This window comes from Dictyobacter halimunensis, assembly GCF_036245075.1.
On sequence record NZ_BSRI01000001.1, the window covers coordinates 447,789 to 462,744 of the forward strand.

The following is a 14,956-nucleotide window of genomic DNA, read 5'->3' on the forward strand; positions in this document are numbered from 1 at the left end:
ATTAGTATAAATCATCACGTCGTTGCGTTATGAAAATATTCGCTAAAGAATGCTTGCTGTCTGGCGAGACCAGCGCGACCGCGCTGGTCTCGCCAGACAGCAAAACACAGAGGTTGGGAATGTCTCGCCCCAGGGCTGACGTAGGGACGATGGGTCTATTTTCAAAATACCGATTTCCTATTATACTGGAAACGTTGATTTACTGCGTAGCCAGCTTGAAAGATAGAGAACCAATGCTATTTAAAACCCTCATTCGTCCGGTCATGTTTCGCGCCTCCGCCAATGATCCAGAAATCGCCCATCACTGGTTGATGGAGCGCATGGCCATGCTTTCTCACAGTCAGACCATCCTCAAAATTATTGAGGCCACCAACGCCTATAAATCGCCGGCCCTGGAGCGCGATGTCTTTGGCGTCCATTTCCCTAATCCAGTCGGACTGGCCGGCGGCTTTGACAAAAATGGGATCGCACTCCCGGCCCTGGCCGCGCTCGGCTTTGGTTTTATTGAAGCTGGAACCGTCACACGCTATGCCCAGCCCGGCAATGCCCGCCCGCGCATCTTCCGGATCTCGGAGGATAGCGCCCTCATCAACCGCATGGGCTTCCCCAACGATGGAGCCGATGCCATCCACGCCCACCTATCCCGGTTGCCCAAGCCAGGGATACCGATCGGATGGAGTATCGGCAAATCCAAGATTACCCCGCAAGAGGAGGCCATTGAGGATTACCTCTATTCGCTGCGTAAGCTCTATGAGTTCTCGGATTTCTTTACCGTCAATGTCAGCTCTCCCAACACCCCCGGCCTGCGCCAGCTGCAGGATAAGGAGCCGCTAGATCGACTCCTGCAGGCGATTGTACAGGAATCGGAGGCCATAGCGCAAAAAGCGGGCAGCCCGGCCAAAGCGGTGCTGGTCAAGATCGCGCCCGACCTGACAGAGAGCCAGCTAGACGATGTCATCGAGGTCTGCCTCAATCGTCACGTACGCGGCATCATCGCCACCAATACCACCCTGGCCCGCACAGGTCTGAGTCATAGCTCATCCGAAAGTGGTGGACTCAGCGGCCGCCCCCTCCACCAGCGCTCCCTGGAAGTGATTCGCTACCTTAACCAGCAGTTGCAGCATAAGGTCCCCATCATAGGCGTTGGTGGCATCTTTGGACCCGACGATGCGAAAAGAACGCTGGATGCGGGAGCCAGCCTGATCCAGATATACACCAGCTTTATCTATGAAGGCCCCGACATCATCAAACGTATCAATCGCCAGCTTGCGCGCTCTTAAGGGCGCACCCACCCCATATTCACGGCGTACCCGTGTGCATGCCCATGCATCCCCGGGCCCATTTATACAGCACTCAAGCCGCTTGACGGGCATTTAAGATTTTCTTTATACTACGTCCAACGTACTAGTACGTTGGACGTAGTATAAAGAGGAGTTCTACATGCTTTCACGTTTACCTTTGCGGCCGGGATTGAAGCGGCTAATCAAGATTATGTTGTCGCTACTGCTCATTCTGATGATTATCATAGCCTCTGGGATTGCGTTTATCGAGATTCAGCGCCATCGAACGGTGGCGCTGCCCACACCGAGCGGTCCGTTTGCAGTCGGGCGCATGGAGTATGATTGGACCGATCAGTCACGCATTGATCCGTTCGCGCCTCACACGAGCCAGAAAAGAGAACTGGTCGTCTGGAGTTGGTATCCAGCCACCCGTGTGCCGGGCGCGCAGACCGCACCCTATCTACCGGCGAAATGGGGACAGGCCAACGATAACCAGATCGTCCAGAGTGATGATTCTATCCAGACTCACAGCGTCGATCACGCACCGCTCTCCAACAGCATGGCTCGCTATCCTGTGCTCATCTTCGAGCCCGGCATGGGTAAGATCCCCACCCAGTACACTACTCTGCTTGAGGACCTGGCCAGTCATGGTTACATCATCTTCGCCATCAACCCAACCTACAGCTCCGATGTAGTGGTCTTCCCAGACGGTCGCGTGGCGGAGTCCACCACCGCTGGAAAAATTGAGGACAGCGCGGGCCTGCAGGCAGCCGATCGGATCATTCAAGTGTGGGCGCAGGATGAGATCTTTACCATAAACCAGATTGATAAATTGAATGCGCAGCCGGGAGATATGTTCAACCAGCACCTCGACCTCACGCGGCTGGGCCTGTTCGGGCACTCCTTTGGGGGCGCCACGGCCGCGCAGGTCTGCCATCTGGATGCGCGCTGCAAGGCCGGCATAGACATTGATGGCGACCTGTTCGGCAATGTAGTGCAGTCGGGAGTCACCCAGCCATTCATGGTTATACAGCACGATCAAGGCTCCTGCTCCGACGCCGACTGCCGCGCATTCCAGAACGAGGTTCACACGCTCCTGCGCACAGTCCCAAAGGGCGCGGGCTATAGCCTCAGCGTCAAAAATACCGAGCACTTCAACTTCTCAGACTACGGCGCCTATTTCTCGCTGCTGCGCCCCTTTGGGGTGCTTGGCTCCATCGACGGCCAGCATGGCATCCAGATCACACGCACCTATGTGCGCGCCTTCTTCGATACCTATCTGAATAGCACACCATCAGCGCTACTCCATGGACCGAGCAGCGCCTATCCCGAGGTCCAGTTTTCGACCCCGTGAAGATTGGCGTTACAGCTTATTCGGTGATCGCGATCACACGCAAGGGGCTGCCCGAGCCTTTGAGAATTTTGAGCGGGGCGGCGATCACGATCGCGCCTGTGGGTGGGAGTTGATCCAGGTTGGTAAGACTGGTCAGTCCGAAGCGGCCAGAGCCATGCAGAGAAGTATGCATAGGAAATGGTGGATTAAAGCCACCGGCTTGTCCAGCGTCAGTGCCAACTGTCTCAACTCCCAGTCCCAGGATATCGCGCTCAGTAATTAAGAATTGGATACACTCCTGCTGCAGGCTGGGTGAATGGGCCCCATCATCCTGTATATTCAAGAAAGCCTCGCGCCCCTGGCGTTGGCTCCAACCGGTGTGCAATAACACCCAGGCTCCAGCGGGAATCCGACCATGCTGGCCCTCCCAACGCAACACATCCTCTTTCGAGAGCAAGAAATCTGGATCGCGGGCCACTTCAGCAGTCACATTAATCACGCAGGCCGGACCAACAAATTTGCGGGCCGGGATGGTATCGGTCGAGTTATCGCGCAGGTCCTTACCCGTAATCCAGTGGATCGGTGCATCAAAGTGCGTACCTGTATGCTCCCCCAGGTTGAGCACATTCCAGTACCAGGCCGGACCGCGCTCATCATAACGCGATATCTCTGTCAGGCTCAGGCCAGGAGAGGGCGCGAACATCGGTGGCAGATCGATCACCGGCGTTTCGGGTTCCAGCAATGAGGTCAGATCGATTACCTTGAGCTGACCGGTCTGTAGCCCTTCCAGAAACTGTGCCAGGATGCTCTTTGAGGCAGTGCTCATGGATTACTCCTTCTTTAGAAATGCTCTACGCTAACTGATGCTAGCAAAATTGGTCCGGTATTACTTAGCGAGAGAGGGTCATCTCCGCCAGCTTACGCTTGAACTGAAAACGATTTTCCAGCAGCGGCAAATCCATCTGAAACGATTTAGGGCCCGTAGCCTCGACCTTCGAGATCACGGTGGTCATCACGCCATTCGATAGTGCCTGCTGAACGGCGTCTCTCAGGCTCTCCGGAGTATCGGCCTCCTTAACCATCGGTATGCCAGAAGCGCGGGCGATACCAGCCAGATCCGTGCCGGTCGCGGTCGCCGTGGGAAAACCGCCAACCGAGAGCAAACTTTCATTGTCGAAGACGATATGCAGCAGATTGCCAGGCCTGTAGCGCGCCATCGTACTGAGGGAGCCCAGATTCATGAGCAGCGAACCATCACCATCCATCACGATCACCTTGTGCCGGGGCATGGCAAGAGCAATTCCTAGCCCCATCGAGGATGCCAATCCCATGGCGTGCTGCAGATAGAAAAAGTTGTGGCGATGCCCCAGACTATACAGTTCGGCCGCCACAGCCCCCATAATGGTGACAACGATATGGTCCTGAATATCGGGATAAATAGCCTTCAAGGCATCCGCTCGCAGCATGTTCAGTCCTCCCACATCAATTCTCGTGACAACAAGATAGCGACCGGATGTAGCGCGGCATGAGCCAGCGTCTGCGCGTCCTTGATGCGGCGATCGATGTCAGCCGCGCTATTCAGGTGCCAGATAGGGATATTCAAGGCGCGCAATATAGGCTCGGTCACCAGACCACCCTGCGTCTGCCAGGCATCCTTTTCCCCCATGTGCCCTCTGTAACTTATCAACATGACGAGGGGGATTTTGTACAAAAGGGCCAGAGAGACGATCGGATTGATGGCCGCCAGGAAGCCATGATTCTGCATCAACAGCGCGCTATTCACCCCGGCCAGATGGGCACCGGCGGAGATACCGATGGCCTCCTCTTCTTTGGCGATGCGTATCAGTTGCATATCTGGATCGTCATCGGCCATGCGGATAAGGTGTACCAGCCACGTCTCCGGCAACGCCGAAATAATTTTCACATCACAGGCTTTGAGCGCATTATAGATCAGCCTGGAATTGGAGACAGAAACAGGCAAACTGGCCTCCTATCTATACAAAAGTGAAGCATAAGAGAGGAACAGATAACAAAAGCACTTTAACAGTTTGAAATCAGTATAACATAAAGGTTTGAGGCAAATAATATACCCCCGTAAGGGAAAATATGCAGTCCCTGCTCAATCTAACTGTAAATAGAGGTTAGCTATAGCAAACGCCATATGAGCGAGCAGTTCATCATTGAACTGCTCGCTCATATAGTTTACTGGTATTATACTATATTTTTTTCACTTCTGCAGCCCATATTGCCATTATTGGGCTGGCTGCTGAATAATCTGTGATAGGGCGGTCTTCACCAGGCTGGATGGGATGGCGAAACCAACGCCATTGGCCGGCGTATTCGACTCGGTATTGATAGCAGTCAATGTTGGAATGCCGATCAGCTCACCCTGCTCATTGATCAGAGCGCCACCGCTATTGCCCGGATTAATGGCGGCATCGGTCTGAATGGCGTTATTGATGGTGACGTTGGTTGATTCGGTTACGCTGCGATTGAGGGCGCTAACGATACCACTGGTAACGGTCTCAGTGATACCCAGTGGATTACCAACGGCCAGGACATTCTGTCCCACGGTCAGTTTCGTTGAGTCGCCAATGGTGGCAACGACCATCTTCGCAAAGGGCTGTACATGCACCACGGCCAGGTCATCCTGGGCGGCGGTACCAACCAGTTGAGCCGTCATCGAACGGCCATCGTACAGGACCACTTTGATCGTCTGGGCGCCATCGACAACGTGGTTGTTGGTAATGATATCGCCATTTTTATCAATGATAACGCCCGAACCCAGTTGCTGTCCCTGGTTGGTGGTGACGTCCAGTTCAACGACCGATGGCTTGATCTTCTCGATCGCGGTTTCTTGCTGCGTTTGAGGCAAGGTTGAGCTCACCGTCACGTTCGATGAACCCGAACTCGTCGTCGAACGGGTAGTGGTCGGTGTAGCCGCTCTACCGCCGGCATACTGCCAGCCAGCAAACAGTCCAATCCCGAAGATAGCCATTAGCACAACAGTTAACAAGAATATCGAACCGGTACGCATACCTGAGGATTTTTTAGGAGCAGGCCGTGGTCGAGGAGGCTGCGGCGCCGGACCCTGTGGCGTGCCACCTCCCTGCTGTCCATATTGAACACCTTGCTGCCATCCTTGCTGCTGCCCATAATAAGGACCCTGCTGCCATCCTCCTCCCTGCTGCCCATATTGGGGCGAGGCTGGTCTCTGTGGCTGCTGCCCATATTGGGGAGCAGTATGATCTATTACGGCAGGAACGGGCTCGGTCTCAGGTCGAGGTACGTATGGCCTATGAGTTGGAGCATATTCATTTTCTTCGTCCCTAAACATAGCTCTTACCTTCTATTTTTCTCTCTAGCACGATTTACCATTACTTTTCGGTACACATTCTTTAGTAGTTTCTTTATTTATAAGATAGACCAGAATAATCAAATAAGTTCTACACAAATGTAAAATGAATGTAAGAAACTACTTTGTTCCAAATTGGGCACGACTAAAGAGAATGAGGAGGGAAATACCGTGCAATAATTTCCCTCCATATGGCATGATCAAACGTCGATCTGTAATATACACGCTCTATGCGCCGGTTTTTTTCTGACGTTCCATCTCTCTTAACGCGATTCTACGGATCTTGCCCGAAATGGTTTTGGGGAGCGAATCCACAAATTCGATCTCGCGCGGATACTTATATGGCGCGGTCACACGCTTGACATGCTCCTGCAATTCAGTAGCCAACGCCGGGGATGGCTGGTAGCCGGGAGCCAGGATCACATACGCCTTGACGATCTCGCCGCGCATGGCGTCGGGACTGGCGATGACAGCTGACTCGGCCACAGCGGGATGCTCTTTCAGAGCGCTCTCAACCTCGAAGGGTCCAATACGGTAACCGGCGGAGATAATGACGTCGTCTGCACGACCGACAAACCACAGATAGCCATCTTCATCTTTGTAAGCACGGTCGCCCGTGATATACCAGTCCCCGCGAATGCTGGCAGCGGTCGCCTCGGGATTGCGCCAGTACTCCTTGAACATCCATTTTGGCCGCTCGGGCCTGATGCGTACCGCGATATCCCCCTCCTGCATCGGTGGCAATTCATTTCCCTCGTGGTCGATGACACTGACATCAAAGCCGGGAGATGGCTTGCCCATAGAGCCGGGCCTGACCTGCAGCGAAGGGAAATTGGCGCATAGCAGCACCGTTTCGGTCTGTCCATATCCGTCGCGAATCGTCAGACCGGTATGCTGCTCCCACATACGAATCACCTCGGGATTCAATGGCTCGCCGGCGCCAACGCAGTGACGCAGGGCCTTCGGCTTGTGCGTCTTGAGATAGGCCAGCGGCTCATCCAATACCAGCATACGATAGACAGTCGGGGGCGCGCAAAGGGTGGTAATGGGATAGGTATGCAGCATGTCCAGCGTCTCATTGGCGCTGAACTTGCCACGCGCATCCTGGATAAACATGGCAGCGCCCATCACCCAGGGACCAAAGAGATTGCTCCAGGCGGCTTTCGCCCAACCAAGCTCGCTGACATTCCAATGCAGGTCATCTTCGTGCAGGTCCAGCCAGTATTTGCCGGTGATAGTGTGTCCAAGAGGATAACTGGCATGGGTGTGCAGAACCATTTTGGGATAGCCAACAGTACCCGAGGTAAAGTAGATCAGGCATGGATCATCGCTCCTGATCTCTGGCGCCACATAGTCGGAATTGACATCCTTTAACGCGCTACGATAATCGATCCATTCAGCATTTGCAATCGCCTGATTCTGATCGTTGGCCAGCACCAGGTGCTTGAGCGAGGGGCAGTCAGCGCGCACCTGGTCCACTTTGACCATGCCTTCGCTATCGGTAATGATTCCCTGCACCTCAGCGATGTTGGCACGATACTGGATATCACCGGGTGTTAGCAAGGTGGTGCAAGGAATAGCGATGGCGCCGATCTTCATCAGGCCCAGGATACATTCCCACCACTCGGTCAGCCGTGGCAGCATCACCAGTATACGATCGCCTTTTTGAATCCCTTGCTGTGTAAAAAGTTGCGCGGCCTGGCTGGAGCGCGTCGCGAAATACTCAAAGGTCAGCCGCTTCTCCTCGCCATTGGAACCCACCCACAGCATCGCCAGCTTATCAGGGTCCCGCGCCCACTTCCCAATCACATCAACGGCAAAGTTAAAATGTTCAGGAACATCGATCTGAAAACGCAGTCGCTCAACTTCATAGTCAAGCATATGTGGACCTTTAGACTGAGAACCAGACTCAGATGTAGCCATGTTTCTACAACCTCCTTGGGCAACGATACCAAACAATACAAACAACAGCGTTTACAATTGCCTCTACTAGCATACCATGAAGATGCCGCAAACTTATATCCTGGACCATTTCATGATCAACCTGCACATATCTGAAGTCTCCATCTTTTGGATGAAGACAAGCACATTCGCGTGCCCTATACTCGCAGTACAAAGGCTTACTAGAAACAAGGAGGCAACTGCCATGATTGATGCGTTCAACATTGTTCAGCGTCGGCAAGCCTGGTGGATTGTGCTACTTGAAGGGATTGCGGCCTTCATACTGGGTTTGTACCTCATCATCTCACCGTTTAAAGCTATCATTCTTATTGCTACCGCGGTTGGTTTCTATCTGCTGGTCATGGGCGTTCTGGCGCTGGTAGATGCGTTTACCCATGAGAGCCCTTCAAAGGGATGGAAGGCTGTTTCCGGAGTCGCCGGCATTATCGGGGGCATCCTGGTTGTGATGAGGCCTCTCTATGGGGCTGCCCTTATCCCATCCATCCTGATCCTCTACCTGGCCATTCTCTGCCTGATCCACGGCTTAACACAGTTGATCAGCGGGATACGGGGAGCCGGATCGGAGGCCGTCAGCGTCGGGGTGCTCAGTATCGCCCTGGCCGCGATCCTCTTTATCGTCTTCCCGATGGTGGTGTCCGCACTCCCATTCTTGCTGGGCATCTGTGGCATCATCGGGGGAATCTTGCTGGCGGTAATGGCTTTCAGGATGCGGCCACTGCAGATTCAGACGCAGCCGCCATATCCTCAGACACCTCACTCCTGAACGTAAGCAACGTTTTAACACGAAGGCGGTACGACATCGCGAATTGGGTGAACAATCCACGCTCCGGCCGGGGAGACTAATGTCCCTCGGCCTCACTGTGTGTCAAGCTATCGGCAAGGCTATAGAGCCAGTTCGAGCGGGCGCGCGCGAGCAGGGTATCGCCGCGCCAGACCTGTTGATAGCGCGTAAAGGATCTGTCCGCTGATGGGAAGTCGTCGAACCAGGTTCTAATCTCCAGATTCTCTCCCAGGAGTGCACTCTCCAGGTATTCAATATCATACTGGCTGGCCGTCAAAACGGCCGTCTCAGGAGTGATGCCCGCGCGGGTGTAGAGTTCCCAGGCCGCGTTATCCAGGATCTCGACATAGGCGGCATTGTTCATATGTTTCATCAGATCGGTATCCGAGAAGCGGACGCGATAGGTGGCGGTCTCTGGAGCGCCCTGTGGCACGGGCGCGAAGGGAGCTTCAGGGCTGGGAGCAACAGGTCCGTCAGGCAACCAGATGGCGGCCGTCCCCTCTGGCAGGCGCGTTGGCCTACCACGCTTATCGACATAGACCCAGAGCGAGTGCGCGCTGATCACAGGCTGATCCTGAGGAGCACCGGCGATACGCGCCTCGTAGCCACGCTGCGCGGTAATGCGTGAAAAACCCATACCATAGGTCTGCATCTCCAGACGCGTATGCATCTGGACGGGGGCGGCGAAATCGATCACCGTACGCTTAATAATCCAGTAGCCATCTCCTGGCAGTTGTATATCTTCGGCATCCAGGGATGCGATATCCTGCATATACCGTAAAAATGCGGTCGGGGTAAGGTGGCCATAACAATCCCCTTCATCGTAGCGGGCTGTATATGTATGGCAGAATTGTCGTCTCATCATATCTCCTTCACTGGCTTTCCTTGATTATAAGCCACAGGCTCTGGCTTGCGCCACATAGGAATAGCCAGGATTCAGCTTTATCAGCAGTCAATTCCACCCTTCGGATGATGCACCGGGAGAGCAAATCCCCCTATACTACTGATAAAACCGCATAGCTCATAACCAGCAATCAGACCTGATAAGGAGCGTAGCGATGACCAGAAGAAAGCGCCCGGCACCGCCAACCTATATGCAGCCAACCTACCCGCCCAAATTTCCAGGCAAGGCCACCCCTGTAGAGAAAAAGCCATCACCATCAAAACGCGCGAAAGAGCCATCAGAGGCAGATAAAGGCGCCAGATCCGCCTCTGAGCGCCTATCCAATTTACAAAAGCTCGGCGAGCTACACGCCTCTGGCGTGCTCAACGATCAAGAATTCGAACGCGAAAAACGGCGCCTCCTCGAATAACCACATGTTTGGATCTCTCAGGCAGTCACCTCTTCTTTTTTCTCAGGGAATGCAAACATGGAGCGCCAGCGCTCCATGTTTGCATTCCCTGAGAAAAACTTTGTGAGCGCCGCAGGCGCGAAACCTACAGCTTTCAGACGCTTTCTGTTAAAATAAACAGAGTGGCTGCATTCTCTTGCCCATCTAACCTTAAAGTGATAATGTTATCACGACTTCCAGAAAGGACTGGTACAGACGATGGCTTCCCTTAAAAAGGGTGTTTCTCCTGAGGTTCTGCCCGCTGAACCCGCTCAATCTTCCTCCTATCAGGCACCTGTGACGATCGCGGATATCTGGCAGGCGCAACAATATTTAAAACCGTTTATTGAGCATACACCGCTGGTACACTCGCGTACGTTAAGCGAGGCGACGCAGGCACGCATCTATCTTAAATTTGAGCAGATGCAGCGCGGTGGCTCCTTCAAGGTGCGCGGCGCGACCTATAAACTTTCCCGTCTTACGGCTGAGCAGCGCAAGGCAGGCGTGATTACGGCCTCCGCCGGCAACCATGCTCAGGGGGTGGCCATTGCGGCCGCGCAACTGCATATCCCCTGTACCATCGTGGTGCCGGAGAATGCTCCGCTGACCAAGGTGACGGCCACGCAGAGACTCGGGGCGCAGGTCATTCTTTCTGGCGCCACCTACGATGATGCTGTCCAGCATGCATTGAAGCTACAGCAGGAGTCAGGAGCAACCTATGTTCCGGCCTTCGACGATATTGATATCGTCACGGGCCAGGGCACGCTCGGGCTGGAAATGCTGGCCGAGGTGCCGGAGGCCGATGTGATCGTGGTACCAATCGGCGGCGGCGGCCTGATCTCGGGCATCGCGCTGGCGGCGCGGGCTCTGAAACCTTCAATTACGATTATCGGCGTCGAGGCAGCGGGGGCCGCCAGTATGCGGGCCTCATTAAACGCGGGAACATTGCAGACGCTACCCGCGATCGCGACGATCGCGGACGGCATCGCCATCAAGCAACCCGGCAAGATCACTTTTCCCATTATTCAACACCTGGTGGATGACGTGGTGGTAGTCGACGACGAACAGATCATCAATGCGGCCTTGCTGCTGATGGAACAGCATAAAATCCTGGTTGAAGGTGCGGGCGCGACCGGGGTGGCCGCCCTGCTCAATGGCAGCATTGCCTTGAAGGATAAGCATGTGCTGGTCCCCCTCACCGGTGGCAACCTGGATATCAATCTGCTGGGTCGCTTTACCGAACATGCCCTGGTCAATGCCAGTCGCTATTTTGCCATCCACGTTAGCCTGGCCGATCGGCCCGGTGAACTGGCTCACGTAATCAATATCGTTGCTGGCATGCGCGTCAATATCATCGATGTCCATTATCAGCGCGTCTCCAGCCAGATGCCATTTATGCAGCATGAAGCGATGATTACGGTCGAAACGCGCAACCGGACCCAATGTGAAGAGCTACTGAAGAGCCTGCATGCCGCGGGCTACGTCGTTGAAGAGGCTCGCGCCCTCCATTGATCAATCACCGCATCCATTTCTATGCCTCTACAGGAAGCAAAGAAGAGCCTCCTCACCATGATGAAGTGGCTCTTCTTATCGCTAGCTGCACCAGCAGATCAGTAACAGACAGCGACACTTCTTCTTTGGCGGTGTCGGTGTCTCGGTTGGTGTTGGACCTGGTTGGGGCCCGGGAGTCGCCACTGGCGTAGACGTCGCCGTACCCGTCGGGGTCGCGCTTGCGGTCGCGGTTGGTGTATCAGTTGGCATTGGCGTATCGGTCGGCGGCACGGCGGTAAGGTGCGGCAGGTCAGTGGTAATCACCAGGTGAAAGCCGCTGGCCGCAAAGGTATCGGTGTTAAGCGAGTGATCCACCGTCAGGGTCACGTTTCTCATCACCAGTCGTGGAACAGTACCGCCCGCAGCCAGGATGAGCAGATCAGCCTTATTGGCAAAGCTCTTGAGACCGGTGCCTATATCCCTGAACAGACCCGTCTTGATCGCTACCCCGGTCGTCTCTACCGTCCCGGTCGCTGAGAGCAGGAGCGCCGTGCTGTAGAAGGGATGGCTCAGACTAAATCCTTCCATGGTGGCCGAGCTAAAGGTAAGGGTCGGAAATAAAGGATCAGATAATAAGTTCAGGTGCGCGTTCGTACCTATAATCTGCGTCGCCTCCAATGTATAGTCACCGGACGCCGCGAATCCTTGCGCTGTATTATGCGCGTTTGTGCGCACGGCGATGCCAGCATGCGCGAAAGCGCTCAATGTATCTTGCATCTCAGTGGGATGCGCGTAGACGGCCACCGGATTGATGGTCAGCAGCAGGCTCCCAACAAACAGACAAAATATAAGAATAGGGATACACAGGCGTATCACGCGGTGTCGCACAGGGTACACGTCATCTACTCTCCTTCTATTCTCGAAGCGGGATCCCCCTCCTGATGAAGAAAGCAATCCCACTGGCAAGTGTCGCTCATTTGATGAGAGCACGCGTTCAGTTCGAGGTACCGGGGAAACTGTCGATACAGATAACAGTTCCCCGGCACAGGATAAGGTATTTCTGCTACTTGACCGAGAGCGACAATCCCGGCAAGGTCATACTGTTGGCAATCATGTAGGGCGCATTGATAGTGATATTGTTCAATGTAGCGGACTGGGCATCAATCTCAAAGGCATTGCCGTTGGCGTTGCTGCTCACGGCCTGACCACCAAAGGTGGCTGAATCGGAAGAGAGACCGGCCAGATCGGTCGTTAGACCAGTCGTGGAGACCGGGGTGTTCTGTCCCGCCTTCAGGGTCACCGTGACGTTGCCGATAACGGGCAGAGGCACGATCTTGGTAATCACCAGGTTGGCGAGCGTGCCGTCGAGCTGGTTCACGGCAACGGGTGACGTGTTATCGGCCTGGGATATACCTGGATAGAGGCGGAACCTCGTCGTCTTGATTGAAGATGCCGTTACGGTGACGGGCACAGGCACCGCCGCGGCCATGGCGATGGCTCCCTTGCTAATAAGCGTCGTAATGCCGCCGAGCACTAACAGGGCAACCAGCATGACCGACCAGAAGATTGAACGGTTGACCCTACCAATAACCGGTTGCTGCTCAAATAGCTGCTGCTCTACGTTAGAAAGATTCGGCTTACCCAGGCTTTCGCCAATGAAAGGTTCCTGTTGCATGATCTTTTTACACCCGCTTTCAAAAAATAAAGATAATGTTAGATCAAGAACGCGTTAACGTGATCGCAGGAAGGGAATTTTGATGGATGATGGAAATTTGTACAGGGAACGAGGACGCGTCTGGACGCGTGTAACGGGCTGCCAGGCAATACCCATTGCTCCCCCGATGATACCCAGGAGCATGCCAATGCCAAAGCCACCAGCAGCCACCAGCAGAGATACCAGCGAGAGGACGACCGCGATGGCGCCGGCAAGCAGCGCGTTGGAGGGGACCAGCAACTGGATGATGCCCATAGTTACCAGCAGGCCCCCAACCAGTATGCCAGCCCAGATATTGCTGCCCGGCAAGAGGGCAAATGGCAACAGAGCCACAGGACCCCAGAGTACCAGCACACCCGCCAGCACAACCAGAATCCCTCCAGTGAATGGGCGCGTCTTGCGCCAGAGGCGAAATTGTGACCACTGGTGCCAATCATCCTTCTGGCCTGCATTCCTCTTCGGGCCCCTGAACATCTGAAGCCGTGGCTGTGCCCATGTACGTGCCGCCGCCAGGCGTTCCTGCATCGTCTCCTGAATACGCGCTTTAGATACAGAAGTGTTAGCCAACTTCCCAGCCCTGGCATCCCTGCTCTGAACATCTACGATAGTTGGATCATCTTGATTGGCCATCGTCTGAGCCTCCTTTGCTCGGCACTGAGTCCTCTTTTCTCTTTACCCGCAAACTACATCTTTCTCACAACCCGTTTGCCAGTAAGCATCGCAGAGCGTGAGCCAAAATATATTGCGTAATGCGCCGGTTAAGAGCACGTCCAGATAAAAATAGGAGATAGACATTCATCAATGACATGAAACTGACTGACTCTCAATCAATGAACTTATATACAAAAAATAAATTATGCCACTGCACTTGTCAAGGCAAAAAGAAAAAAATAGTAGAAATGGTAGGGGTGGGAAGAAAATTCATGGCAGGCAATGGCAGATAGGGCACAGAAACAGCCTACTCATATAGTATTTGATTTAATGGGGTGGTCTTAAATCAAACCCAGCGCCTGGCGCACAAATTGCGAGGTTCCCGCGATATATTTTTCTACCGGCAGCGTTGAATGATAGACGTAGCATTGCAGGTTCGCATAGTAAACTGTTCCCACAATCAACTCTGCCGCGATATCAGGATCAATAGAGCCAGTAATAGTTCCACGCTCCTGCTCATGGTGCAGCAGTTCGGCAATCAGGCGGTGGTAGGGAGCGAAAACGAACTCGTTTCCCGAGGCCGAATCGATGAGACGAGATAGAACCAGCACATCGTGATAGCTGCTCAGGATAGCGAAGATATCCCTGATGCTCCGCTCTATTTTACGATCCAGAGATTCAGAGACCATGAATGCAGCGGTCAGTGCCGCCTGGACTTCATCTTGCATCTCTACTGTCAGGGCCTTTACAATCGAGGCTTTGGAAGGAAAATACCAGTAAAATGTTCCTTGAGCCACACCGGCCCGCGCAACAATAGCGGAAACGGTCGTGGCCTCGTACCCTTTCTCGGCCATAATCTCTCGTGAGACCTTCAAAAGTTCAGCGCGTCGATCCAATTTAGGGGATCTGGGGGATTTTGTGTTATGATGCATGGGCCCTCTATCCTGGCTGCATAAACGTTTTTGAATGGTTTTGTCTAGCATAACACATCACAATCACAAAGTACAAAATTAGTAATTGAATACTATTCAAATTTGAATTTTGTTCAAATTTATGTT

General features: G+C 53.9%; 15 protein-coding genes. 5 read left to right on the plus strand and 10 right to left on the minus strand.

Features of this window, described 5'->3' with window-relative positions:
- The first annotated feature begins 233 nt into the window (after positions 1–233).
- Together AABA21_RS01915 and AABA21_RS01920 are read left to right on the plus strand one after the other, a co-directional pair.
- Complete coding sequence (locus AABA21_RS01915; protein ID WP_338247262.1) at positions 234–1,280, plus strand: quinone-dependent dihydroorotate dehydrogenase; 1,047 nt, start codon at positions 234–236, stop codon at positions 1,278–1,280.
- Positions 1,281–1,440: 160 nt separating this feature from the next.
- Positions 1,441–2,634, plus strand: a complete 1,194-nt coding sequence (locus AABA21_RS01920; RefSeq protein WP_338247264.1) for an alpha/beta hydrolase family protein — start codon at positions 1,441–1,443, stop codon at positions 2,632–2,634.
- 16 nt (positions 2,635–2,650) lie between these two features.
- On the opposite strand, the gene AABA21_RS01925 is transcribed toward AABA21_RS01920, so the two are convergent.
- The 5 genes from AABA21_RS01925 to AABA21_RS01945 all read right to left on the minus strand — a co-directional run bounded on the left by AABA21_RS01925 (position 2,651) and on the right by AABA21_RS01945 (position 7,891).
- On the minus strand, positions 2,651–3,439 hold the full coding sequence (locus AABA21_RS01925) for a cyclase family protein (RefSeq protein ID WP_338247266.1): 789 nt from the start codon (positions 3,437–3,439) through the stop codon (positions 2,651–2,653).
- Positions 3,440–3,503: 64 nt separating this feature from the next.
- Positions 3,504–4,079: a thiamine pyrophosphate-dependent enzyme gene (locus tag AABA21_RS01930; RefSeq protein ID WP_338247267.1), complete on the minus strand. Its 576-nt coding sequence runs from the start codon at positions 4,077–4,079 to the stop codon at positions 3,504–3,506.
- A 2-nt stretch (positions 4,080–4,081) separates the two neighbouring features.
- A complete protein-coding gene (locus tag AABA21_RS01935) occupies positions 4,082–4,594 on the minus strand; it encodes a thiamine pyrophosphate-binding protein (RefSeq protein ID WP_338247268.1) in 513 nt (170 codons plus the stop codon).
- Positions 4,595–4,864: 270 nt separating this feature from the next.
- Positions 4,865–5,950, minus strand: a complete 1,086-nt coding sequence (locus tag AABA21_RS01940) for a S1C family serine protease (RefSeq protein WP_338247269.1) — start codon at positions 5,948–5,950, stop codon at positions 4,865–4,867.
- A 246-nt stretch (positions 5,951–6,196) separates the two neighbouring features.
- Positions 6,197–7,891 carry an acetate--CoA ligase gene (locus tag AABA21_RS01945; protein WP_338247270.1) on the minus strand — a complete coding sequence of 565 codons (1,695 nt, stop codon included), beginning with the start codon at positions 7,889–7,891 and terminating at the stop codon, positions 6,197–6,199.
- Positions 7,892–8,114: 223 nt separating this feature from the next.
- Between AABA21_RS01945 and AABA21_RS01950 the strand changes: the two genes are divergently transcribed.
- A complete protein-coding gene (locus tag AABA21_RS01950; protein WP_338247271.1) occupies positions 8,115–8,693 on the plus strand; it encodes an HdeD family acid-resistance protein in 579 nt (192 codons plus the stop codon).
- 76 nt (positions 8,694–8,769) lie between these two features.
- Here AABA21_RS01950 and AABA21_RS01955 read toward each other — a convergent pair whose 3' ends face one another.
- Entirely contained in the window at positions 8,770–9,576 is an 807-nt protein-coding gene (locus tag AABA21_RS01955) for an acyl-[acyl-carrier-protein] thioesterase (protein WP_338247272.1), read from the minus strand.
- Between the two features lie 193 nt (positions 9,577–9,769).
- On the opposite strand from AABA21_RS01955, the gene AABA21_RS01960 reads away from it, so the two are divergent.
- On the plus strand, positions 9,770–10,024 hold the full coding sequence (locus tag AABA21_RS01960) for an SHOCT domain-containing protein (RefSeq protein WP_338247273.1): 255 nt from the start codon (positions 9,770–9,772) through the stop codon (positions 10,022–10,024).
- 237 nt (positions 10,025–10,261) lie between these two features.
- Positions 10,262–11,554 (plus strand): threonine ammonia-lyase, encoded by a 1,293-nt coding sequence (gene ilvA, locus AABA21_RS01965; RefSeq protein ID WP_338247274.1) that lies wholly within the window; start codon positions 10,262–10,264, stop codon positions 11,552–11,554.
- A gap of 81 nt (positions 11,555–11,635) precedes the next feature.
- On the opposite strand, the gene AABA21_RS01970 is transcribed toward ilvA, so the two are convergent.
- From AABA21_RS01970 to AABA21_RS01985, 4 genes are all read right to left on the minus strand, one after another.
- On the minus strand, positions 11,636–12,430 hold the full coding sequence (locus tag AABA21_RS01970) for a hypothetical protein (protein ID WP_338247275.1): 795 nt from the start codon (positions 12,428–12,430) through the stop codon (positions 11,636–11,638).
- 166 nt (positions 12,431–12,596) lie between these two features.
- Positions 12,597–13,208 carry a DUF6230 family protein gene (locus tag AABA21_RS01975; RefSeq protein ID WP_338247276.1) on the minus strand — a complete coding sequence of 204 codons (612 nt, stop codon included), beginning with the start codon at positions 13,206–13,208 and terminating at the stop codon, positions 12,597–12,599.
- A 54-nt stretch (positions 13,209–13,262) separates the two neighbouring features.
- Positions 13,263–13,877, minus strand: coding sequence for a DUF6114 domain-containing protein (locus tag AABA21_RS01980; RefSeq protein WP_338247277.1), 615 nt, complete (start codon positions 13,875–13,877; stop codon positions 13,263–13,265).
- A 362-nt stretch (positions 13,878–14,239) separates the two neighbouring features.
- Complete coding sequence (locus tag AABA21_RS01985; RefSeq protein ID WP_338247278.1) at positions 14,240–14,881, minus strand: TetR/AcrR family transcriptional regulator; 642 nt, start codon at positions 14,879–14,881, stop codon at positions 14,240–14,242.
- Positions 14,882–14,956 lie beyond the last annotated feature (75 nt).

Coding starts and splice junctions, on each gene's coding strand:
- AABA21_RS01915 (WP_338247262.1), top strand. CDS start 234: ATGCTATTTAAAACCCTCATTCGTCCGGTCATGTTTCGCGCCTCCGCC.
- AABA21_RS01920 (WP_338247264.1), top strand. CDS start 1,441: ATGCTTTCACGTTTACCTTTGCGGCCGGGATTGAAGCGGCTAATCAAG.
- AABA21_RS01925 (WP_338247266.1), bottom strand. CDS start 3,439: ATGAGCACTGCCTCAAAGAGCATCCTGGCACAGTTTCTGGAAGGGCTA.
- AABA21_RS01930 (WP_338247267.1), bottom strand. CDS start 4,079: ATGCTGCGAGCGGATGCCTTGAAGGCTATTTATCCCGATATTCAGGAC.
- AABA21_RS01940 (WP_338247269.1), bottom strand. CDS start 5,950: ATGTTTAGGGACGAAGAAAATGAATATGCTCCAACTCATAGGCCATAC.
- AABA21_RS01945 (WP_338247270.1), bottom strand. CDS start 7,891: ATGGCTACATCTGAGTCTGGTTCTCAGTCTAAAGGTCCACATATGCTT.
- AABA21_RS01950 (WP_338247271.1), top strand. CDS start 8,115: ATGATTGATGCGTTCAACATTGTTCAGCGTCGGCAAGCCTGGTGGATT.
- AABA21_RS01955 (WP_338247272.1), bottom strand. CDS start 9,576: ATGATGAGACGACAATTCTGCCATACATATACAGCCCGCTACGATGAA.
- AABA21_RS01960 (WP_338247273.1), top strand. CDS start 9,770: ATGACCAGAAGAAAGCGCCCGGCACCGCCAACCTATATGCAGCCAACC.
- ilvA (WP_338247274.1), top strand. CDS start 10,262: ATGGCTTCCCTTAAAAAGGGTGTTTCTCCTGAGGTTCTGCCCGCTGAA.
- AABA21_RS01975 (WP_338247276.1), bottom strand. CDS start 13,208: ATGCAACAGGAACCTTTCATTGGCGAAAGCCTGGGTAAGCCGAATCTT.
- AABA21_RS01980 (WP_338247277.1), bottom strand. CDS start 13,877: ATGGCCAATCAAGATGATCCAACTATCGTAGATGTTCAGAGCAGGGAT.
- AABA21_RS01985 (WP_338247278.1), bottom strand. CDS start 14,881: ATGCTAGACAAAACCATTCAAAAACGTTTATGCAGCCAGGATAGAGGG.